Origin of the sequence: Brevibacillus sp. BD137, from assembly GCF_041644655.1 — a bacterium.
Lineage (GTDB): Bacteria > Bacillota > Bacilli > Brevibacillales > Brevibacillaceae > Brevibacillus > Brevibacillus brevis_D.
On sequence record NZ_JAOTNO010000012.1, the window covers coordinates 143,094 to 163,968 of the forward strand.

Below are 20,875 nucleotides of genomic sequence, written 5' to 3' on the forward strand. Positions count from 1 at the left end.
CCTCCTTAGCGGTTCATCAGTTTCAAAATTTCCATCGCCGTCTCTTCAGGTAAAAAAGCGCTTGGATCGATGCTGTAGCCCTGCTCACGGAGCCTGTATAAAATATCTACCGATTCCGGTGTGCCGATATGATGCTGGCGCAGCAATTCTTGATTGCCAAAAATTTCTCGTGGTGTCCCCTCGCAGACTGAATTGCCGTTTGCCATGACGTAAACGCGATCAGCAAGCTTTGCGACCTCCTCCATATTGTGTGAGACGAAAATAACCGTAAGCTTTTCTTCCCGATTGAGACGGCGGATGCGTTCCAATAGCTCAAGACGAGAGCGCGGGTCTAGCCCTGCTGTTGGCTCGTCAAGCACGAGAACCTTGGGTTGCAAGGAGAGGACGCCAGCCAATGCCACCTTGCGCTTTTGTCCGCCACTCAAGGCAAAAGTCGGACGGTCTTTCATCTCCTGAAACGAGAGGCCAACCAAGTCCATCGCCCACTGAACGCGTCGCCGCACCTCCTCTAAAGGCAGCCCCATCCGAAAAGGGCCATAGGCTACATCATCACCGACCAGCTTTTCGAACAGTTGATCCTCCGGGTTTTGAAAAACGAGCCCTACTTGTCTGCGCAACGTACGAATATCCATCTTCGGTTGAGAGACATCCATTCCATTAATGATGACCGTACCGGATTGCGGGCGAATCAGGCCGTTAAAATGCTGGATTAACGTCGATTTTCCCGAGCCGGTATGACCGATAATGGCCAAGCATTCGCCCTCTGCCACCTGGATGGTTACCTGATCGAGAGCACGATGTTCGAGAGGCGTTCCCTGCATATAGACATGAGATAGATTTTCTACGTTTACGATCGGTTGCGTCATGAACCACTCGCCTCCGCTTGTCTGACGTACAGACGATTAACCTCCGCGACAACTTCCTCATTGTGGATGAGATCAGGTGTAAATTCGCTATATTCGGAATGAACGAGATGGGCAATCCGGCTCGCGTCCGGAACATCCAGATGCAGCTCGCGAAGTCTTTCCTGATGGGAAAATACTTCTCGCGGAGTGCCCTGCAATACGATCTTGCCGCCCTCCATCACGATAACGCGATCCGCTTCTGCTACCTCTGACATGTGATGGGTCACTGTGACAATCGTCATTCCTTCGCGGTGCAGCTTGCGGACGACGGCCAAAATATCCTGTCTACCGTAGCTATCCAGCATACTCGTCGCTTCATCCATGACGAGGCATTGTGGCTTCATCGCCAATATCCCCGCAATGGCGATCCGTTGCTTTTGTCCGCCAGACAAATGATGAGGCGGTCGATGGCGAAAGGCACTCATTCCTACTGCCTCTAGGGCAAAATCCACTCGTGTTTTCATCTCTTCCGCCGATGTTCCGATGTTCTCCAATCCGAAGGCCACATCGTCCTCTACAATCGTCGCGACAATCTGATTGTCCGGATGCTGAAAAACCATCCCGACACGGCTCCTCACTTCATGAATACGCTGTTTTTCACGCGTGTTGATTCCGTTGACGATGACATCGCCTTCCTTTGGAGTCAATATTCCGTTGAGATGCTTAGACAGTGTTGACTTACCGGACCCATTATGACCAATGATGGCGACATACTCTCCTGGAAACACCTCCAAGGAGACATTTTGCAGGACAGGAATTTGTTGATCTTGGTTAACCTGATAGGCAAACGAGACATTTTCTACACGAATAATCGGTTGTGGTGTCATGCTCTCCCCTCGCCTCTTCGTATAAGTCGTATGTGTTGTGTTCCTATAAATAAGCAACTACCATGCCAAATAAATATGTTTTTAATTTTCTGTAAACTAAGCAGCTAACGGTGGCACTCTGTTGCAATTATGCATCGACATTGTTGCAATTGCATCAATTTTTACGACCTTTCGTAGCGCTTCATTTTTCTCCATAGGGTGGACCGATCCATTCCCAAAATTTTCGCCGCCTCCCCTTTGTTTCCCTTCGTCTCCGCCAAAACCTTTCGGATGGCTTCTGCTTCTCCCTCTTCATGGTCTCGGTAAGATTGTCGCTGATGCAGCTTCTTGGCAAAAAAAGCTGTGTCCCCCTTGCCAAGCGCGTCATCTTTGCACAGCAAGACCATTCTTTCCACAACGTTGCGCAGCTCTCGTACATTGCCTGGCCAGTCGTATTGTTTGAGAACATGGAAAACGGCCTCTTCTACTTTCAAATGCCTTTTATTTTCCCGTTCCTTGATTTCTTCCATGATCGATGTCACCAATAGAGGAATATCTTCAATTCGCTCTCGCAAAGCAGGTAACTCAAGCGTCAACACATTCAATCGGAAGTACAGGTCTGAACGAAACTGCTTTTCCTCAACCAGTCGTTCCAAATCCCGATTCGTTGCCGCTATGATTCTCACATCGACAGGGACGATACGCTCTCCGCTGATTCTGCGCACTTTTTTCTCCTGCAAGATACGCAAGAGCAACGCTTGGATCGGAATCGACATCTCTCCGATTTCATCGAGAAACAGAGTGCCTCCGTGGGCCAATTCAAACAGCCCGGGCTTTCCACCTTTTCGCGCGCCAGTAAAAGCGCCCTCCTCGTATCCAAACAACTCGCTCTCCAATAAATTGCCAGGGAGAGCCGCACAGTTAACCGGGATGAACGGTCCGGTTGCACGCTGGCTGCTCAAATGTATCCCTTGAGCAAAAAGCTCCTTGCCAGTCCCAGTCTCTCCCTGTATGAGAACGGTCGCATCTGTCCGCGCAAATGTTTCCGCCCATTCCTTTGCTTCCCGGATCGCAGCAGATTCTCCAATGATATCCTCCAGGCGGAATTTGGCTTCCAAGCCGCTCTCCATACTTTGCTTGCGAATGCGCATCTCCATTTTTTGAATGTCGGTAATCTCTTTAAAAGTGGAAACCGCCCCCACGATTTCACCCTCTACGACAATCGGCAAACGGTTGATGATAATTTGTCGATTCAGGATCGTGGCAATGTCCCCTATTTCTTTTTTTCCCGTTGCCAAAATCCTCAACATATCTGAATTAGGGATATAACGGGTAATTTTTTGTCCAACAATATTGCTAGGCAGACCGAGTATTTCCATCGCATTTTTATTGACTCCGATTATAATCGAATCCCGATCGACCGCAATGATCCCGTCATGAGAAGCGTCCAGAATCGCCTGCATGTGGATGTCATGGATCATTTGCCTGGTTCTCCTTCCTCGGCATGCTCAAGCATAACGGCTACTTCCGGTGCTGGCCTTCTTGCCCGACGCTTTTTTCGTTTCTTTTTCCGTAAAATGAAAATGGATAGGAGCATCAGTGCGAGGATGGCTAGCTCAATTGGTTGTCCCAGCTTTGCAGAAGTCCAGCCACTCATGCCCAACAAGTGTAAGATGACGGCTATGTAAAGGAAGATCGATGCTAGATTTTGAGCGTTCACCTGTTTCACCTCTGTTTTTGCTGGTTAGAGAAAAAATGCGGCAGCTTGTTTTTTCGCAATAATCTGACTTACGCTCTACGAAAAACTCCCATGGAGCCGTGAACATCGCTCCACAGGAGAGTTGGTTCTTGTTGTCTTTCAATTAGATAGGGAGCAGCTCCACCATTTCTTTGCTCTCCAAGTTTTTCACCATGTCGAGCCATGCTTGTGGCTTTTGTGGAAGCACGGCGTAGTATCGCTTCAAGAACGTGACGATCAGATCCGCTTCGAGGGTCGTTTGCTCCTCGTTAGTCGGCATGAAGCCCAGATCGAGTCCAGATACTGCTTCGCCGTCATTTTGCCAAGATGGATGCACATACGTAAAGTTCGTACGTTTGTAGCCCAGATGCGAGAGCACTTCACGGCGTACATATGGGTCCATTGGCTTGATTCCGCCAAAGCTGTGTTCTGCCACACGGTACGGGTCGTAGATTTCTGCAAACATCCCGTATAGCTCCTTGCCGTTTTCAGCAGCCAGAGCGAGCAGGTCCTTTTGACGCTCCCTGGCGAGGAAACGTCCCACCCCGAGTCCTTCGCGACCAATGATCGTGAAGTCTGTCATGGCTACGTTCATGTCTGTGTAATAACGGTATTCGGTAGCGCCCACAACTTCTCCTTCGTGTACAGCTACAAATACGCGAATGCCTGGATCTTCGAGCGGTTCTTTCCACAGATCGTACGCCAATACTTCTTCAGGCGGGAAAACCTCTTGCATCAAACGGTGCATCTTCGCAAACAGTGGATTGTCAATATGTTGAATACGTACGAATTCCATCAGTCAAATCCCCTCTCGATCGATTATGTCGGATAAACAAACACCCTACAGATGCTGTTGAAATGGATTTTTCCATTCCATGAGTGTCGCGTAGTTGCGAGATTCCTCATCTTCCAAATAATTTGCCACAACCCGAACAGGCGTGCGACCACAGTGCATGAGAAATGTAATCACCGGGTCTCTTACTTCCCCTGTCAGAACATGCTCCAAATACTGCTCAGGTGTCCATTGGTCTGCATACCGTCCATATCCTGGCATGCGACCTCCGCCGAGCAATCTGCGCAGTCCTTTTTGTACCACCAGCTCATACATTGCTTGCATCATCTGTTGACCCAATCCCAGCTTGCGGAAGCTCGGTCGGATGCAAATATCTACAATGTATAGCGTGTCCCCCTCAGGATCATGATTACGAATATAACCGCTATCCGTGACATCTTCCCATTTATGCTCGGGGTGAGCCGGATCAAACTTCACGAGCAACCCTGTCATCGAACCTGCCAAAACGCCGTCCACTTCTACACAAATGGCACCTTCCGGGAAGAGCGTAATATGGTTCGTCAGCTGCTCCTGGTTCCACCATAGCTCTGACGGGAACGGCGGGGGAAAGCTCTCCGCCTGTATTTGGATCAATTCGAAGAAGTCTGCGCGATTGTAGTTGCGAATGACGGCTTTCCGTGGCTTGTTCCCTTCAAATACATACAGCTCTTTTCTGTACATATGCATCCTCCTGCTGTCCAGATCACGATGGAGTGCTTACTTCCAGTCTGTATACAAATCGGTGCGGCGGTCGCGCCACGTTGTGACAGAGCCTTTTTCCCGCACATCGTATAGCAATTGGATATCTAGGTCAGCGGTTACCATCATGTCGTGGTTGATTTCCCCTTCAGCAAGAATGCCTCGCGGAGGGAACGGAACATCGTTTGGTGTCAAGATCGCCGCTTGTCCAAAGTTCGCTCGCATGAAATCAACGGTCGGCAACGAGCCTACTGTTCCAGTCAGCACGACATACACTTGGTTTTCAATTGTCCGGGCATGACTGGTATAACGTACGCGGTGGAACGCGTGGCGATCATCCGTGCAGGATGGGCAGAAAATGACGTCTGCACCCCGTGCTTTGGCGATACGCACCCACTCAGGGAACTCGATGTCGTAGCAAATAATCATCGCTACCTTCCCTTTGTCGGTCTCAAAGATTTGCAGCGAATCGCCAGCCCCCATGTTCCAGCCTTTTACTTCCCATGGCGTAATATGGATTTTTTTCTGCTGGCCAACACGTCCATCCGGGTAGAACAGAAAAGCCGTATTGTAAAGCTTGCCGTTTTCCTCGATGATGTGCGTTCCACCAATCAGATGCATCTCATATTTGGCAGCGAGGGAACGAAACAGCTCAACATATCGGTCCGTGAATGATGGCAATGCTGTAATCGGCAGCGCATTGCCCTGTTCGTCTCCGATTGACATGAGTTGAGTCGTAAACAGCTCCGGGAAAAGGAGAAATTCTGTGTCGTACTCTTGCGCGTTTTTCACGTAGTGCTCAACTTGATTGGCAAAGTCTTCAAAGCTATGTATGGTATGCAGATGGTACTGCACAGCGGAAACACGCATTTTCATGCCATTCTTCCTTCCTCAGACGTGATAACAACCTCTCAGACTAAAATATATCAAAAACAGTCTGTAAAGTCTCGTTATAGACTGTATGAAAAAAGTCGCCTATCCGCTTAGACGGGCGACTCTCAACATTATTGGTTGATGCACATCCGCAAAACGGTTTTGTAGAGCAGCTCTGTTCCGAGTGCCACGTCTTCATAGGCTGCGTATTCTTGCGGATTATGACTAATACCGTCCTTGCAGCGGACAAAAATCATCCCGTAATCACAAACGTAGGACAGCGCCAATGCGTCATGGAAAGGACCACTCATCAGCTCGCGCACAGAGGCACCGAGCTTGCTGCTCTCCTCATGCATGATTGCCTTAATCCAGTCAGCACAATAACGCGGTTCACTATTTGTATCTTCCGTAATGGTATAGTGCAATCCACCTTCTATGGCAGCTAGCTCAATCGCCTCGCGCAACGCTTGTTCGCGCTCATCGCGACGCTTCAAATCGATATCCCGCAAATCAATCGAAAAACGCACCCTTTCGGGAATGATGTTGCGCGAATCCGGGAAAACCTCCAGGTGACCGACCGTACCGACTGTTGGCGCTTGTGGATCGAGCTTTGCCAGCTCGTTTACTGCCAAAATTACTTTTGCCGCTCCGACTAGGGCATCCTTTCTCATCGACATCGGTACGGAACCAGCGTGCCCGGCAAAGCCAGTCAGCTCGACTGTCCACCACAAAGGCCCTGATATCGCCGACACGATTCCAATCGCTTCTCTCGCGTCATCGAGAATCGGCCCCTGCTCAATATGCAGCTCCAAATAAGCACCGATACTACCTTTTGGATAAATAGACGCTTCCAGGCGATCAGGATCGCACCCAAAATCAATCAGTGCCTGCCTGCGTGTGATCCCGTTTTTATCCGTCCTCTCCAAGTCCGCCGGTTCCAGCATACCGAGAATGCCTTTGGAACCAAACAGTCCTTTTTGAAAACGGCATCCTTCTTCGTCACAAAACGCAACGATTTCAATAGGCTGTGCAGGTATGATTCCTTGTTCATTCACCGTCTGCGCGACTTCTAGTCCACCCAATACACCGATCACCCCATCGTACCGACCCCCGTACGGTTGCGAATCGATATGTGAGCCAATCATCAAGATCGGGGCTTGTTCATCCTTCCCCGCCATCCGGCCAATCAAATTGCCGAAGTCATCGATCCGCGTGTGAAGACCGGCTTCTTTCATCCAGCTAGCCACCAGCTCTACTCCTGCTCGGTCTTCAGCAGACAAAGCGAGTCGACATACACCCGTTTCGCCTATTTTCCCAATTTGCGCCAATTGCTCGATTCGTTTTTGCAGTCGTTCTTCGTTGATCACAAGCTTCCTCGCCTTTACGTTCATGCTCGTAGGACCTCCTCATCTTGGTCATGATAGACGAAAGCTGCTCATCCTTACCTTATGCATGTGCCTCTTCCCAAATGGTATTCAACTCGTCCTGTTCCTAGTAGAAATTTCCTCAAATGAAGCGATTCTGTATAGAGTGGGTCAGGAAAATCGTCTTTAATCTTGGTATAATGAATGGGAAAGTCAGGTAGGAGGAACAGCAGATGAACGAGTGGTTGAATAAACCAGTGAAGACCATACAAAGACCAAGGAAACGAGGTACGGTAGAATACATCGATGACCAATATATCGTGGTGTTCTTTACTTCCCCGCGAAAAGAGCGCGTTATTTTCTCGAGCAAGGAAGCGTTCCTAAATAAAGTCGAGTTCGTGGAAGACCCCGTTTCATGAGAAAAAGCCCCTGACTTCAGCACTTCAATCAGTGCGAAGCCAAGGGCTTTTTATATGTGCGTAAGTAGCTTACGCGTAATGCTCGTCACGCAGGCGTTTGATTTCATCGCTCTCCAGGTACTCGTCATATGTCATCATTTTATCAATGACACCCTTCGGCGTGAACTCAATGACCCGGTTCGCAATGGTTTGAACGAACTGGTGGTCATGAGATACAAAGAGAAGTGTACCGTCGAACTCAATCAAGCCGTTGTTCAATGCAGTAATGGATTCCAAATCCAAGTGGTTCGTCGGTTCGTCCATGATCAATACGTTGGCACTCGCCAGCATCATCTTGGACAGCATGCAACGAACTTTTTCTCCCCCGGACAATACGTTTGACTTTTTCAGCGCTTCATCTCCAGAGAACAGCATACGACCGAGGAATCCACGAATGAATGTCTCGTCTTGATCTTTGGAGTACTGGCGCAGCCAGTCAACCAGGCTCAGATCCGAGTTAAAGTACTCCGCATTGTCTTTTGGGAAGTACGCTTGGGAAGTCGTAACGCCCCATTCGAAAGAACCGCTATCAGGCTGAACTTCGCCCATCAAGATTTGGAAGAAGGTTGTTTTCGCCAGCTCATTTGGTCCGACAAACGCAACTTTATCTCCTTTGTTGATGGTGAGGTGAAGGTTTTCAAACAGTTTTTCGCCTTCAATCGTCTTGCTCAAGCCTTCGATGGCTACGAGGTTTTTACCCGCTTCACGCTCTGGCTTGAAGTTGATGAACGGATACTTACGGCTGGAAGGACGAATGTCTTCCAACGTAATTTTCTCCAACAGCTTTTTACGTGAAGTCGCCTGCTTGGACTTGGAAGCATTCGCAGAGAAACGCGCAATAAACTCTTGCAGTTCCTTCATTTTTTCTTCTTTCTTCTTATTCTGATCACGAACCATTTTCAGCGCCAATTGGCTGGATTCGTACCAGAAGTCGTAGTTACCTACATACATTTGGATTTTGCCAAAGTCAATATCCGCAATGTGCGTACATACCTTGTTCAGGAAGTGACGGTCATGGGATACAACGATGACAGTGTTTTCATAATCCGCCAGGAAGTTTTCCAACCAACGAATCGACTCGATGTCCAAATGGTTCGTCGGCTCATCCAAAAGCAGGATGTGTGGATTACCAAACAGCGCTTGCGCCAACAGAACGCGTACCTTCTCCGTACTAGCGAGATCCTTCATCTGCTTGTCGTGCAGGTCTGTCGGGATACCGAGACCGATCAGCAAGCTAGCTGCATCTGCTTCGGCCATCCAGCCGTTTAGCTCTTCGAATTCTCCCTCCAATTGGGACGCGCGATTGCCGTCTTCCTCAGAGAAATCTTCTTTCATGTAAAGAGCGGTCTTCTCTTCCATGATCTCGAATAGGCGCTTGTGGCCCATAATTACCGTTTTTAACACTTCGTACTCGTCGAATTCAAAGTGGTTCTGCTTTAAAACAGCGATACGCTCGCCCGGTGTCACCGAAACGTGACCGCTCGTCGGATCGATCTCTCCGGAGAGGATCTTCACGAAGGTAGACTTCCCTGCACCGTTCGCACCGATGAGGCCGTAACAGTTACCTGGGGTAAACTTAATGGATACATCTTCAAACAGTGCGCGCTTCCCGTAGCGCAGCGTCACGTTCTGAGTGCTTATCATCGTCGCAATACCTGCCTTTTTTGAATCGTTCAAACACTTATCTTACCAGAGATGACCTCATTTTGCAAAAGGTAAACGATTTCGCGTCTAGCAAAAAATACTGATTCATGAAATGGACTCTGGCAGGGAAAACTACCATGGCAATCCAGTGGGAAGGAGGCTTCCGATATGTCCAAGCAAAATGGTGTCAAAAATGAGATGGGAAAGAAAGAAAACCCTTCACAAACCCGCAGATCGAACACAATTAGCAAAGAACAGACACGCTCCAAGCAACGCGGCGAATAACGAGTGACCCCATCAAAAACCGGCCTGCAGCATATGCAGACCGGTTTATTTGCAAGAAATCAGATCAAACACTGGCCTGCAACGGAACGCGGGCAGGGCGATGTGTCTGTACAGGTTGTGAATCCACGTAGATCGATACATTGTGCAGCGTCACGTACACAATGCTCTGCTCTTCTACGTTCAGCTCCATAAAGCGCTGCCTGCTCATCTCTGCCTCAAATACCTCCTCCGTGTCCAATCGCTTCAGGTCAAGGCGAACGATCGGCCCCAAGAGCGAAATATGGTTAATCTCAGCCTGAACCGATCTGGCAGACTTCCCCTCTGGCGGGCGCACTGAGATCTCTACATCGTGTGGCCGCATGTATCCGACAGCGGGAGCCTCCACCGCTTTGTCCTTCCAATCTGTCTCGAACTCTGCCTCACCGAGCTTGATTTTGCCATTTTGGATTCGTCCGTGAAACAGATTGACCCGCCCCAGAAAGCTGTACACAAACGGATTCGCCGGATGATGATAAATTTCTTCGGGCGATCCTACCTGCTCCACTCGCCCTTCATTCATCACAACTACCTGATCCGCCAATTCCATCGCTTCCTCCTGATCGTGTGTAACGAATAGAATCGTTAGCCCAAGCTTCCCGTGCAGATGACGGAGCCAGCGACGCAGCTCCTGCCTCACTTTCGTATCCAAAGCGCCAAACGGTTCATCCAGCAGCAAAAATTTTGGTTCCACTGCCAACGCCCTCGCCAATGCAACCCGCTGGCGCTGCCCACCAGATAGCTGTGAGGGATAGCGATGTGCGAGACCTTCTAGCTGCACGAGTTTTAACAGGGAATGAACTTTTTCACTGATTTCTTCCTTGCTCGGTCGTGTTTTGCGTGAGCGAACGGACAATCCAAACGCAATGTTGTCAAAGATGTTCATATGCCGAAACAAGGCGTAATGCTGAAAAACAAACCCAACCTGCCGCTCGCGCACGTCGCGGTTCGTATTATCCTCTCCGTGAAAGAGAATCCTTCCCTCCTGCGGTTGCTCCAGTCCAGCGATGAGACGCAAAAGCGTCGTTTTTCCCGATCCGGAAGGTCCGAGAAGCGCTACGAGTTCGCCTTCCGGGATGTGCAGATTTACATTTTTCAGCGCTGTAAAGCTCTTATAAGACTTGGTTATGTTCACTACCTCGATACTCATCCGGCTCTCTCTCCTGTCACGTCGTAGTGTTGTTCCTCATCCAGCTTTACCTGCCGCTCGGTCTTCCACTCGATCAGGCTTTTCAGAATAAGCGTCACTAAGGCTAAGGCAGCAAGCAAGGTGGCTACCGAAAAGGCAGCAGCGAATTGGTATTCGTTGTAGAGAATCTCCACATGCAACGGGAGCGTATTGGTCATGCCGCGGATATGACCAGAAACGACGGATACTGCCCCAAATTCACCCATGGCGCGGGCATTGCACAAAATAACCCCGTACAAGAGCCCCCATTTTACATTTGGCAGTGTGACGCGTAAAAATGTTTTCCAGCCGCTTGCTCCGAGTGAGACTGCCGCTTCCTCCTCGTCTCTTCCCTGTGCTTCCATAACCGGAATCAGTTCACGAGCGACGAACGGAAAGGTAACAAAGGTCGTCGCGAGCACGATACCGGGAACCGCGAAAATGATTTTGAAATCCCACGCCGCAAGCAAGGGTGCCGCCAAACCTTGACTCCCAAACAAGAGGACAAAGATTAGGCCCGCGATGACTGGAGATACGGCAAATGGCAAGTCTATCAACGTAAGCAACACATTTTTACCCGGGAACGAAAACTTGGCGATTGCCCATGCAGCAGCGATCCCGAACGTCACATTCAGCGGTACGCTAATGGCTGCCACTAGCAAGGTGAGCCTAACGGCGGATAACGTTTCCTCCTCAGTAATAGCGGCAACGAACACCTCCGCCCCTTGCCGAAATGCTTCTGTAAACACAGCCACTAGTGGCATGATCAAAAACAAGCCAAGAAAGAGCATGGCCACGATAATCAGTGTCCATCGGATATAAGCTGGCTCCGTCAAATGCTTCATACGCCATACCTCCTAACGGGCCGCATCGAATTTATTGATTTTCCATTGCAAGTAGTTGATGACCAAAAGCATGACAAAGGAAATGACAAGCATGACGGTTGCAATTGCCGTAGCGCCTGCATAATCAAACTGCTCCAGCTTGGTCATAATCAAAAGGGGTACAATCTCTGTTTTCAACGGCATGTTCCCGGAGATGAAAACGACGGAGCCATACTCCCCCAAGGCTCTGGCGAAGGCTAGCGCAAAACCCGTAATGATTGCCGGTAACAGATGCGGCAAAACCACCCGCCAAAATGTATTCCATCGGGTAGCGCCCAACGTAGCCGCCGCTTCCTCCATTTGCAAATCCCAATCCTGCAAAACAGGCTGGACCGTTCTGACGACAAAAGGAAGACCGATAAATGTTAGTGCAACCCATATACCGATGGGGGTGTACGCTACCTTGATCCCCCACTCCGCCAGGTACTGCCCGATCCAGCCATTTTCAGCGTAAATAGAAGTCAGGGCAATCCCGCCTACTGCGGTAGGTAAGGCAAAAGGCAGGTCAACAATGCCGTCAATGATCCGCTTCCCCGCAAACTGATAGCGAACCAACACCCATGCCACCAAGACACCGAACACCGCATTGAGACAAGCCGCAAAAAAAGAAGTCATAATACTCACACGAATGGAGGCAAGGACCCTCGTATCCATAATCGTCCCGATGAATTGCTCCCAGCTCATCGTCGAAGCTTTTAAAAACAAGACAGACAGAGGGATTAGCACCAGAAGACTCAGGTAGATGATGGTATAGCCCATGGTCATGCCAAAGCCTGGCAGAAACCCTCTGTTGCTGAGTGATTTTCTCATGAAGGTAACTCCTCTGAGGAAAGTGTAGGTCTATGGTTTGTAAAGTTGGTCGAAGACGCCTTGATCTGCAAAATGAGTCTTTTGGGCTTTCGTCCAGCCGCCAAACAACTCATCGATAGTAAACAATTGAATGTCAGGGAATGCAGGTTTATGTGCTTTGAGTACTTCCTGTGAACGAGGGCGGTAGTAGTGCTTGGCTGCGAGCTCTTGGCCTTTTTTGGTATACAGGAACTGAAGGTACGCTTCCGCTACTTCTCTTGTCTTGTGCTTGTCAGCGTATTTGTCAACGAGGGTGACAGGCGGTTCAGCCAAAATGCTCACGGACGGATTTACAATCTCAAACTTGTCTTTCCCTAGTTCATTGACCGCGAGATACGCTTCGTTTTCCCATGCAATCAGCACATCCCCCATGCCACGCTCGACAAAAGTAGTGGTCGAACCACGCGCCCCGGAATCGAGGACGGGTACATTTTTAAACAGTTGTGCGACGAATTCTTGTGCCTTCGCTTCATCTCCCCCATTTGTCTTCAAGGCATAACCCCAGGCAGCCAAGTAGTTCCATCTGGCTCCCCCAGACGTTTTCGGGTTCGGAGTAATCACGGAGATACCAGGCTTGATCAAATCATCCCAATCTTTGATTTGCTTCGGATTGCCTTTACGTACCAGAAACACAATCGTAGAGGTGTAAGGAGAGCTGTTTTCCGAGCGCTTCTTTTGCCAATCAGCAGGAATCAGACCGTGTTCGGCAATCGCGTCAATATCGTAAGCGAGGGCAAGGGTCACCACATCTGCTTCCAAACCATCGATGACGGAGCGGGATTGCTTGCCTGAACCGCCATGTGATTGCTTGATCGTCACTGTTTGACCTGTCTTTTGTTGCCACTCTAAGGCAAACTCCTTATTGATATCTTGGTAAAACTCTCGCGTCGGATCGTAGGAAACATTGAGCAGCTCTACCGTAGAGTTGCTGCCCCCTGCTCCCTTACCAGTTTCTGCTGGTGCAGCAGCCGAGCAGCCAGCCATAGCAGCAGCCATAGCAACGATTCCTACGCGTTGCAGGATCGTCTGGACCTTGCCTTTCGTGGTTTTCATACAGCTCACCTTCACTCCTCTTTTAATCTATAGTAATTTACTCGGAATACTCTGTTATTGAAAATTATACCTGCCTTTCTGTTCCTGTCAACGATATTTCCATCTACCCTATGCTAGGCAGGTAGGCCACGTTCAAATGTTATTCGCCTATCCAGTAAATTTGGGCCCGCCCTTTCTGATTTACTCAAAAAAACAAGCCTTCCCGCTCAAAAGGGAAAGCTTGTTTCGATCAGACTGTGGCACTGGCATATTTCCTCCGGTCAAAAGTAAAAAGATCGGCGTCCGCGTGACTTCCTTTTGTTATCAGATCACTGATGATTTGCGCGCCGATCGTGGAATAGACGGTTCCGTTCCCTCCGTAGCCTAGCGTGAACAAGCAGTGCGGATACCCCTCCTGCTCCCCAAACAGCGGGAGTCCATCATGCGTTTCAACAAAAGTCGCTCCCCAATAATATTCGGCTCGCATGGGAATCTGTGGAAACAACTCTTGAATCTTTGCGAGTAATTGATCCCGCTTCTTCAGACTAGAGGCATCCTTCTTTTGTAGTTCGTTCAACGGCTCATCAAGTCCTCCGACAATGATTCTGCCCTCCAAACAAGTACGGATATACAAATAGGGACGGGCGGTTTCCCAGATTAAACAAGCATTCGGCCAACCCGTAAGCACTTCGACTGGATTGGTCACGATGGAAAACGAGCTGGAAATCACCGCGTTGGCATTACGCTTCATGGTTTGTGCTTCGTAGCCAGTAGCAAACACGGCACGCCTGCACTTGATTGTATACCCACTTTTTGTATAGACCAAAAGTCCTCCATCATGGACTTTTTGATGCACAACTTCCGTGTTTTCGTATACGCGCATCCCTTTTTTCACAGAGTGGGCGATCACACCGTTGGCAAATTTATACGGATTGAGTTCCGCATCTCCCCTGGAAAAAATAGCCCCTGCCTTTGAAAAGGAGAATCGCTGCTCTATCTCTGAACGCTCCAAATACGTGACAGGAAAGCCGTACTTCTTCAATAGCTGGTACTCTGTCCGCAAGCTCTCCGCATCAGCTTGTTTACTGGCATAATACAAGCTGTCACGCCTTATGTAATCGGGAGATTGGTTTAGCTGCCCCGAGATTTTTTCCAATTCATCAACAGCCTGCCGCGTCAGTTCGTAAAAACGAACTCCTTTTTGCTCACCGAACGAATGGATACAGGCTGTCAGCGTTTTATCGTTGCATATTTGCAGCAAACCGGTATTAGCGCTGCTGCTGCCCCCACTCACCCGCCGTTTATCCACGAGGATGACATCCATATCATGCTGCTTCAAATAATAGGAAACGAGCGCTCCTGCCTCTCCGCCACCAATGATGAGGACATCACACTTCACATCCTCAGTAAGAGTGGGATAGAGGGGGGGCACTGGAACTGTTTCTGGCCAATACAATTTTCCGGTCACGAATATCATCAGCATGTCCCCTCAGGCTGAAAGTATCATTATGGACGTCCCTTCAATTCTCAACCATTAGGATAACCAACACGCCAACCGGCATCCGTTCCCCTATCGCCCAATTCATTGCTTATACGGTATGATGGGTGTTAGAAGGAGTGATTGCGCTTGACTACGGTATATGTTAAGCTTCCGCACGAAAATGCAGTTGTTCGAGAAATCGCAGGAACGGATGACCTACAGGAGCTGGTGGGCGGAGACTATGAGGTAGTGGAAGATGACCATCTGGAGGGAATCTCCCTCGTTGTAAATGAAGATGCTCGCGGAGTAGAAGCAAACAATTTCCCCATCACGTCAGATGGTTTTTTAGACTGGGTCTATGGACCTTGCGTATTCGTCAAAGCAGATGGACGTTCACTTACAGCTGACGACCTTTTGAGAATTGACCGGTTTTTATCCGCCAAAGGATGAGGTTTTGATCAAAACAAAGACCCCTGACCTATCAGCTCATGTACACGGCTGATGATAGGTCAGGGGTCTTGTATTTTCACTCAAATAGAACAAGAACTAGCTCTTGATACCGCTGCTGCCGAAGCCACCCGCTCCTCTTTCCGTCTCATCCAGCTCATCGACTACTTCGAACTGCGCGACTGGAACGATTGCAATCACGCCTTGTGCAATCCGATCCCCTTTTTTGATCAAGTAGCTATGTGCATCGACTTCTTGTTCAACGGTTACTTCGTTTTCGCCAGCACCCAGACATACCTTGCCGCTTTTTCCGGAAGCGATCCGAATGTTATCGATCAGGACGCATACTTCACCGCGATAACCAGCATCAACAGTCCCTGGTGCATTGGACAAGCGCAGCTTTGTTTTTGCACTGATCCCGGAGCGAGGGCGCACTTGCAATTCAAATCCTTCTGGAAGCGCGAAAGCCAAGCCTGTGGGAACTTTTGCAGATTGTCCTGGGGCAATCAATGTATCCTCTACCGCAACCAGATCAAAGCCCGCGTCCATTGCTCTCGCGTACGCTGGGATCACGGCGTCCTGGTGGAGCTTTTTAATTTTCACCTGTGTAACCGGGCGCTCATTTGTCATGTTCATGTAATAGTCTCTCCTCATATAGCCTGTGGGCTGATTACCATTCATAGTGTACAAGAAGCAACCACATCCAGCAAGAAGCACCGATTTCATAAAACCCTCACAAACCCCTTACTTTTTTAGCGCTTTTAACAATGGAATGTGGTATAATCACCGATGCATCTAAAATCACAATTGAAAAAGAAAGGTGGAATTGTACCTTGCAAGTACAAAAACCATATCGCATTTTGTTGTATTACAAGTATACTCCTATTGAAAATTATGAGGAGTACGCAGCCGAGCACTTGCAATTTTGCAAGGATAACGGGCTGAAAGGGCGGATTATCATCGCTCCGGAGGGCATTAATGGAACCGTATCCGGAACGATTGAACAAACAGACGCCTACATGGAATATGTGCGAAAAGATCCACGTTTTAGTGATATGTGGTTTAAAATAGATGAGTCGGAAGAGCATGCATTCAAAAAAATGTTTGTACGTCCGAAGCAGGAGCTCGTAACATGGCGTTTGGAGGAAGATGTCAATCCGAATGAACTAGTTGGCACCTATCTGAACCCAAAAGAATGGTACGAAATGATGCAGGAAGAGGATGTCGTAATCCTCGACGGTCGCAACTACTACGAATACGATTTGGGACATTTCCGTGGTGCGATTCGCCCAGAAGTGGATTCATCCCGTGAGTTCCCAGAGTGGATTCGTGACAACATGAGCCAGTTTAAGGATAAAAAAGTCCTGACCTACTGCACAGGCGGTATTCGTTGCGAAAAGCTGACAGGTGTCTTGCTGCAACAAGGTTTTGAAAATGTGTACCATCTTGAGGGCGGAATTGTCACGTATGGTAAAGATCCAGAAGTTCAAGGGCGCCTGTGGGATGGAAAATGCTACGTGTTTGACGAGCGCATCTCCATACCGATCAATCATACCGAAGAAGACGTCGTCATTGGCCGTTGCCATTACTGTGGTACTATCGAAGACCGCTATGTAAACTGCGCCAACCCATTCTGCAACAAGCAGCACTTCTGCTGCACAGAATGTGAGACAAAATTCAAGCGTTCTTGCTCCGATGAATGCCGCGAGCACCCTCGCAACCGTTATGTAGAAGCGGAAGAACAAGCGAAGCTGGAAGCTGCTGGATCAAACGCATAATTTGGTACAAACACAAACAAGTTGATTCTCTCGCAGAGTCAGCTTGTTTTTTATAGGCAAAAGGCTCACACTCCCCTCTCATTCCCTTTCCCTGAATTTGGTACTATAATAAAAATCAAATCATTCGCAAAAGGGGATACATTATGTCATTGATTCATGAAACGAGCATTCTCGAATGGCAAGCTGCAATGACAGCTGGAACCACGACTTCGCGGGAATTGACCCTCGCCTTTTTACAGCGGATTGCCACCTACAACAAACAAGGCATCCGAATCAATGCCATTTGTGAGCTAAATCCAGATGCACTAGCGATCGCAGAGTCACTGGATCGAGAACGAGCGGTGTCAGGTAGTCGTGGGCCGCTTCACGGAATCCCTGTATTGATTAAGGATAACATTGCGACATCTGACAAGATGCACACGACGGCTGGAGCTCTAGCTTTAGCTGATTCGTTTGCCTCTGCGGATGCATTCGTCGTAACGAAGCTCCGAGAGGCGGGCGCGGTTCTTTTAGGGAAAACCAATCTGACGGAATGGGCTAACTTTATCTCCAATGACATGCCAGATGGCTACAGCTCGCGCGGTGGACAAGTGTTGAACCCATACGGTCCTGGTGTACTCGATGTCGGCGGGTCTAGCTCGGGGTCGGCTGCTGGGATTGCCGCAGGTTTTGCCGTTGTAGCAGTCGGTACGGAGACTTCCGGGTCGATTCTCCATCCAGCAGAACAAAATTCGCTCGTGGGAATCAAACCTACTGTTGGCTTAATCAGCCGTTCGGGTATCATCCCGATTTCCCATAGCCAAGACACAGCCGGACCGATGGCAAGAACCGTGACAGATGCAGCTATTTTGCTTGGCGCGCTTACTGGCATAGATGAAAAGGATCCGGTGACTGGAAAAAGCGAGGGTCTCGCGCAGACCGATTACCTCCCCTTCCTCGATGCAGATGGATTGCGGGGTGCACGCATCGGCGTTGTACGCTCCAGATTTTTGGCTGAGTGTGAAGCCGAAGAAATCACCTTGTATGAAGCAGCAATTGAAAAGCTCAAAGAGGCTGGTGCAACTATCATAGATACGGTCAACATCCCGACAGAAAATGCCGAATGGAACATACATGTTCTCGTGCATGAATTCAAGGTTGGTGTAAATGCGTACTTAAAAACGTTACCAGCCTCCTACCCGATCCGCTCCTTACAGGATGTCATTGCTTTTAATCGGGCACATGAGGAGCAAGCCCTGCTTTATGGGCAAGAGCTGCTGGAAGAATCCGAGCAAACCAGTGGCACACTGACAGAACCGGAATATCTGGCTAATCGCCTGTTCGATTTGGAAATGTCACAGAAACAAGGTCTTGATGCTGTCATGAAAGAGCACGAACTCGATGCCCTCTTGTACCCTGGCAGTACGGGTTATGCAATCCCAGCCAAAGCTGGTTACCCTTCGATTACGATTCCGGCTGGCTATACTTCTGCGGGCAAACCATTTGGTATCATGCTGACTGGGTTGGCATTCCAGGAACCTGCTTTACTTCGTCTGGCCTACGCTTATGAGCAAGCAACTCGACTGCGCGTAGCTCCGGATATGACGAATGCGTAAAGGAAGCACAGAATGAACCGATATTACGGACTTTTTATTGGCACAGCAATCCCTTTCAAGCACCTGAAGAAAATCATTCGCAAATTCAACGATGATTACTATGGCAAAGCCAGTCCAGAACGAAAGCAGGACTTTATCGAAATTATTCCAGAACTCCACATCGGTCACTCTGATTATCCAAACAGTATGCTAGCGTGTATTATGGTGGAACCGGCTTTTTTGAACAGATTTTTAGAAATTATAAACAACCTTGGCTTCACGTTCATCCTATGCCAGTATAGTCACGGTCATTTTCAAACGATAATGAATGAAATCGAGTATAGTGTTACGTGCTATCGCTCCTTGGAAGATGTCGTCTATCTGGTATTCGAAGATGAAGATGATATCGAAGGGAAATTCGCTAAAAAACTGCGCACGCTCCCACTAGAAAAACAATTTGCCTCAGCCCCTGGAATCAAAACGAGCAAAGAATATCAGCATCTGCTAGATACATGGGTAAAGGAAGTACTCGCCTATCCAGCAAAAAACGCATGAGACCTTTTTGGCCCCATGCGTTTTTCCCTTTCTACATCGTCTTGCTTTCTTGCTCCGCTTTCCCGAGTCGATCCTGGAACAGCTTGCTCAATTGACCGATATTTACTTCCCATTCCTCATCCTTGTAATAAACAGTCGCTTTGGATTCGCCTTTTTTACCTACGATACGAATATTCGTTGTCTTCACTTCATAGGTGCCATCTTCCTTGAAGGAAATATCCGCATCCTTAAGCTCTTTGTCCAATACCGGAGTAATCGTTTTATCGACGACTTCCTGCGTCGCTACGGCTGCTTGGCGCCCCATTTGGATCACTTCTTCAGGACTGAATTGGAAAAACAACACGAGCACAACACCAATAATAGCTGCAAGCGAAATAATTCGAATGATACTTCGCACCACCCATTGGGCAGCCATGATGATGATTATGATAGCTAGCGCAATCGGCCAGTAATCTTTGATCAGTTGAAGTATTTGGTCCACGTATATCCCTCCTTCGATTTCAGTCTCGCCAAAAAATACCGAAACCAAATCTTCTTACAGAAAAAAACCGTCACAGCAAAGCGGACGGAATCACAAAAATGGGTTGTCTATCACTAATTCTCGTAAAAAAAGCAAACTCCTGCTCTCATTTTCAATCGTTTTAAACAAATAATTGACATCATCTTCATCTTTTATCCATAATAGGAATCCGAGAAAAAATGGAAACGGGGAGATATAGGATGAAACAAAATCTGTATGATCAACTGGATTTTTATCAGGACTATCAAAAGCTGCGTCTGTCCGGTGAATCAGAGAATGATATGATCGAACAGCCTGCCTTACGCGGATGTCTCCCCTCCCTAAAAGGTTTGCGTGTACTCGACCTCGGTTGTGGTGGCGGACAGTTTGCCAGATACTGTGTAGAGCAAGGCGCAAGTGAAGTGATCGGTGTTGATCTTTCCCACAATATGCTGGAATATGCCCGAACGAATAACAGTCATGAGAACATTCAATATCTACTTAGCTCCCTGGAGGACATTGAGCTTGCCACTCATGACTACGATCTCATTACGAGCTCTCTCGTCATGGACTATGTTCGTGACTATGAGCACGTGATCAACAAAATAAGCCGCGCCTTACGCAACGGAGGACATTTCGTATACTCCACACTCCATCCGCATATTACCGCTCGCAAAAAGGTCGAGGGCTGGGTACGCGACAAAGAAGGACAGAAGCATTTCTGGCCCTTGGACAACTACCTGGAAGATGGAGAACGTGAAATGTACATGATGAACGGCAGAAAGGCGCTTTTTTACCACCGCTCCATGTCCACTGCCGTCAATACGTTAATCCAATCGGGGCTTACCCTCCAAGAGATCATCGAGCCAACCTGCACGCCAGAAGGACTTCTCTTGCAGCCGCATCAGATTTCAGAAGTAAGAAGACCGACGTTTATTATTTTCAAGACGCAGAAGATTGCTTAAATGG

At 48.6% G+C, this 20,875-nt stretch carries 22 protein-coding genes; 6 read left to right on the forward strand and 16 right to left on the reverse strand.

Annotated features, from left to right (window positions below; translation table 11 throughout):
- Positions 1–5: 5 nt before the first annotated feature.
- The 8 genes from ODZ53_RS22870 to ODZ53_RS22905 form a co-directional block, all read right to left on the reverse strand.
- Positions 6–866 (reverse strand): energy-coupling factor transporter ATPase, encoded by an 861-nt coding sequence (locus ODZ53_RS22870; RefSeq protein WP_372680277.1) that lies wholly within the window; start codon positions 864–866, stop codon positions 6–8.
- On the reverse strand, positions 863–1,732 hold the full coding sequence (locus tag ODZ53_RS22875; protein WP_087350822.1) for an energy-coupling factor transporter ATPase: 870 nt from the start codon (positions 1,730–1,732) through the stop codon (positions 863–865). Before ODZ53_RS22875 ends, ODZ53_RS22870 begins: the two co-directional genes overlap by 4 nt.
- 161 nt (positions 1,733–1,893) lie before the next feature.
- The gene (locus ODZ53_RS22880) at positions 1,894–3,192 is read right to left on the reverse strand and encodes a sigma-54 interaction domain-containing protein (RefSeq protein ID WP_372680280.1); all 1,299 of its coding nucleotides are present in this window, start codon (positions 3,190–3,192) and stop codon (positions 1,894–1,896) included.
- Positions 3,189–3,431, reverse strand: a complete 243-nt coding sequence (locus tag ODZ53_RS22885; RefSeq protein ID WP_372680282.1) for a hypothetical protein — start codon at positions 3,429–3,431, stop codon at positions 3,189–3,191. The genes ODZ53_RS22880 and ODZ53_RS22885 overlap by 4 nt, the downstream gene beginning before the upstream one ends.
- 142 nt (positions 3,432–3,573) lie before the next feature.
- Positions 3,574–4,245, reverse strand: a complete 672-nt coding sequence (locus ODZ53_RS22890; protein ID WP_372680284.1) for a GNAT family N-acetyltransferase — start codon at positions 4,243–4,245, stop codon at positions 3,574–3,576.
- A gap of 45 nt (positions 4,246–4,290) precedes the next feature.
- Complete coding sequence (locus ODZ53_RS22895; protein ID WP_188068100.1) at positions 4,291–4,962, reverse strand: GNAT family N-acetyltransferase; 672 nt, start codon at positions 4,960–4,962, stop codon at positions 4,291–4,293.
- Between the two features lie 36 nt (positions 4,963–4,998).
- A complete protein-coding gene (locus tag ODZ53_RS22900; protein ID WP_012686242.1) occupies positions 4,999–5,856 on the reverse strand; it encodes a carbon-nitrogen hydrolase family protein in 858 nt (285 codons plus the stop codon).
- A 128-nt stretch (positions 5,857–5,984) separates the two neighbouring features.
- Entirely contained in the window at positions 5,985–7,244 is a 1,260-nt protein-coding gene (locus tag ODZ53_RS22905; RefSeq protein WP_372680287.1) for a M20 family metallo-hydrolase, read from the reverse strand.
- A gap of 206 nt (positions 7,245–7,450) precedes the next feature.
- On the opposite strand from ODZ53_RS22905, the gene ODZ53_RS22910 reads away from it, so the two are divergent.
- On the forward strand, positions 7,451–7,636 hold the full coding sequence (locus ODZ53_RS22910; RefSeq protein ID WP_372680289.1) for a hypothetical protein: 186 nt from the start codon (positions 7,451–7,453) through the stop codon (positions 7,634–7,636).
- Positions 7,637–7,705: 69 nt separating this feature from the next.
- Here ODZ53_RS22910 and ODZ53_RS22915 read toward each other — a convergent pair whose 3' ends face one another.
- The 6 genes from ODZ53_RS22915 to ODZ53_RS22940 form a co-directional block, all read right to left on the reverse strand.
- The gene (locus ODZ53_RS22915) at positions 7,706–9,319 is read right to left on the reverse strand and encodes an ABC-F family ATP-binding cassette domain-containing protein (protein ID WP_199927017.1); all 1,614 of its coding nucleotides are present in this window, start codon (positions 9,317–9,319) and stop codon (positions 7,706–7,708) included.
- Positions 9,320–9,668: 349 nt separating this feature from the next.
- A complete protein-coding gene (locus ODZ53_RS22920; protein WP_188068097.1) occupies positions 9,669–10,790 on the reverse strand; it encodes a sulfate/molybdate ABC transporter ATP-binding protein in 1,122 nt (373 codons plus the stop codon).
- Complete coding sequence (gene cysW, locus ODZ53_RS22925) at positions 10,787–11,653, reverse strand: sulfate ABC transporter permease subunit CysW (RefSeq protein ID WP_372680292.1); 867 nt, start codon at positions 11,651–11,653, stop codon at positions 10,787–10,789. The genes ODZ53_RS22920 and cysW overlap by 4 nt, the downstream gene beginning before the upstream one ends.
- Before the next feature lie 12 nt (positions 11,654–11,665).
- Positions 11,666–12,502 carry a sulfate ABC transporter permease subunit CysT gene (cysT, locus tag ODZ53_RS22930; RefSeq protein ID WP_199927019.1) on the reverse strand — a complete coding sequence of 279 codons (837 nt, stop codon included), beginning with the start codon at positions 12,500–12,502 and terminating at the stop codon, positions 11,666–11,668.
- Between the two features lie 30 nt (positions 12,503–12,532).
- Positions 12,533–13,537, reverse strand: a complete 1,005-nt coding sequence (locus ODZ53_RS22935) for a sulfate ABC transporter substrate-binding protein (RefSeq protein ID WP_372680313.1) — start codon at positions 13,535–13,537, stop codon at positions 12,533–12,535.
- A 286-nt stretch (positions 13,538–13,823) separates the two neighbouring features.
- Positions 13,824–15,050 (reverse strand): NAD(P)/FAD-dependent oxidoreductase, encoded by a 1,227-nt coding sequence (locus ODZ53_RS22940; protein WP_372680294.1) that lies wholly within the window; start codon positions 15,048–15,050, stop codon positions 13,824–13,826.
- Between the two features lie 150 nt (positions 15,051–15,200).
- On the opposite strand from ODZ53_RS22940, the gene ODZ53_RS22945 reads away from it, so the two are divergent.
- On the forward strand, positions 15,201–15,503 hold the full coding sequence (locus ODZ53_RS22945; RefSeq protein WP_372680296.1) for a DUF3846 domain-containing protein: 303 nt from the start codon (positions 15,201–15,203) through the stop codon (positions 15,501–15,503).
- Positions 15,504–15,599: 96 nt separating this feature from the next.
- Here ODZ53_RS22945 and dut read toward each other — a convergent pair whose 3' ends face one another.
- On the reverse strand, positions 15,600–16,136 hold the full coding sequence (dut, locus tag ODZ53_RS22950; protein WP_016740092.1) for a dUTP diphosphatase: 537 nt from the start codon (positions 16,134–16,136) through the stop codon (positions 15,600–15,602).
- Positions 16,137–16,333: 197 nt separating this feature from the next.
- On the opposite strand from dut, the gene trhO reads away from it, so the two are divergent.
- The 3 genes from trhO to ODZ53_RS22965 all read left to right on the forward strand — a co-directional run bounded on the left by trhO (position 16,334) and on the right by ODZ53_RS22965 (position 19,407).
- Entirely contained in the window at positions 16,334–17,278 is a 945-nt protein-coding gene (trhO, locus tag ODZ53_RS22955; RefSeq protein ID WP_372680298.1) for an oxygen-dependent tRNA uridine(34) hydroxylase TrhO, read from the forward strand.
- A gap of 143 nt (positions 17,279–17,421) precedes the next feature.
- Positions 17,422–18,873 carry an amidase family protein gene (locus tag ODZ53_RS22960; RefSeq protein WP_372680300.1) on the forward strand — a complete coding sequence of 484 codons (1,452 nt, stop codon included), beginning with the start codon at positions 17,422–17,424 and terminating at the stop codon, positions 18,871–18,873.
- A 12-nt stretch (positions 18,874–18,885) separates the two neighbouring features.
- Complete coding sequence (locus ODZ53_RS22965) at positions 18,886–19,407, forward strand: hypothetical protein (protein ID WP_372680302.1); 522 nt, start codon at positions 18,886–18,888, stop codon at positions 19,405–19,407.
- A 31-nt stretch (positions 19,408–19,438) separates the two neighbouring features.
- Here the strand turns inward: ODZ53_RS22965 and ODZ53_RS22970 are convergent, their stop codons facing one another.
- The gene (locus ODZ53_RS22970; protein ID WP_012686227.1) at positions 19,439–19,888 is read right to left on the reverse strand and encodes a hypothetical protein; all 450 of its coding nucleotides are present in this window, start codon (positions 19,886–19,888) and stop codon (positions 19,439–19,441) included.
- Positions 19,889–20,127: 239 nt separating this feature from the next.
- On the opposite strand from ODZ53_RS22970, the gene ODZ53_RS22975 reads away from it, so the two are divergent.
- Positions 20,128–20,871 carry a class I SAM-dependent methyltransferase gene (locus ODZ53_RS22975; RefSeq protein ID WP_372680304.1) on the forward strand — a complete coding sequence of 248 codons (744 nt, stop codon included), beginning with the start codon at positions 20,128–20,130 and terminating at the stop codon, positions 20,869–20,871.
- The last annotated feature ends 4 nt before the right edge of the window (positions 20,872–20,875 follow it).

Bases quoted from the DNA above. Each gene is read 5' to 3' on its own strand.
- ODZ53_RS22870 (WP_372680277.1), bottom strand. From the start codon at position 866: ATGACGCAACCGATCGTAAACGTAGAAAATCTATCTCATGTCTATATG.
- ODZ53_RS22875 (WP_087350822.1), bottom strand. From the start codon at position 1,732: ATGACACCACAACCGATTATTCGTGTAGAAAATGTCTCGTTTGCCTAT.
- ODZ53_RS22880 (WP_372680280.1), bottom strand. From the start codon at position 3,192: ATGATCCATGACATCCACATGCAGGCGATTCTGGACGCTTCTCATGAC.
- ODZ53_RS22890 (WP_372680284.1), bottom strand. From the start codon at position 4,245: ATGGAATTCGTACGTATTCAACATATTGACAATCCACTGTTTGCGAAG.
- ODZ53_RS22895 (WP_188068100.1), bottom strand. From the start codon at position 4,962: ATGTACAGAAAAGAGCTGTATGTATTTGAAGGGAACAAGCCACGGAAA.
- ODZ53_RS22900 (WP_012686242.1), bottom strand. From the start codon at position 5,856: ATGAAAATGCGTGTTTCCGCTGTGCAGTACCATCTGCATACCATACAT.
- ODZ53_RS22905 (WP_372680287.1), bottom strand. From the start codon at position 7,244: ATGAACGTAAAGGCGAGGAAGCTTGTGATCAACGAAGAACGACTGCAA.
- ODZ53_RS22910 (WP_372680289.1), top strand. From the start codon at position 7,451: ATGAACGAGTGGTTGAATAAACCAGTGAAGACCATACAAAGACCAAGG.
- ODZ53_RS22915 (WP_199927017.1), bottom strand. From the start codon at position 9,319: ATGATAAGCACTCAGAACGTGACGCTGCGCTACGGGAAGCGCGCACTG.
- ODZ53_RS22920 (WP_188068097.1), bottom strand. From the start codon at position 10,790: ATGAGTATCGAGGTAGTGAACATAACCAAGTCTTATAAGAGCTTTACA.
- cysW (WP_372680292.1), bottom strand. From the start codon at position 11,653: ATGAAGCATTTGACGGAGCCAGCTTATATCCGATGGACACTGATTATC.
- cysT (WP_199927019.1), bottom strand. From the start codon at position 12,502: ATGAGAAAATCACTCAGCAACAGAGGGTTTCTGCCAGGCTTTGGCATG.
- ODZ53_RS22935 (WP_372680313.1), bottom strand. From the start codon at position 13,537: ATGGCTGCTGCTATGGCTGGCTGCTCGGCTGCTGCACCAGCAGAAACT.
- ODZ53_RS22940 (WP_372680294.1), bottom strand. From the start codon at position 15,050: ATGATATTCGTGACCGGAAAATTGTATTGGCCAGAAACAGTTCCAGTG.
- dut (WP_016740092.1), bottom strand. From the start codon at position 16,136: ATGAACATGACAAATGAGCGCCCGGTTACACAGGTGAAAATTAAAAAG.
- ODZ53_RS22960 (WP_372680300.1), top strand. From the start codon at position 17,422: ATGTCATTGATTCATGAAACGAGCATTCTCGAATGGCAAGCTGCAATG.
- ODZ53_RS22965 (WP_372680302.1), top strand. From the start codon at position 18,886: ATGAACCGATATTACGGACTTTTTATTGGCACAGCAATCCCTTTCAAG.
- ODZ53_RS22975 (WP_372680304.1), top strand. From the start codon at position 20,128: ATGAAACAAAATCTGTATGATCAACTGGATTTTTATCAGGACTATCAA.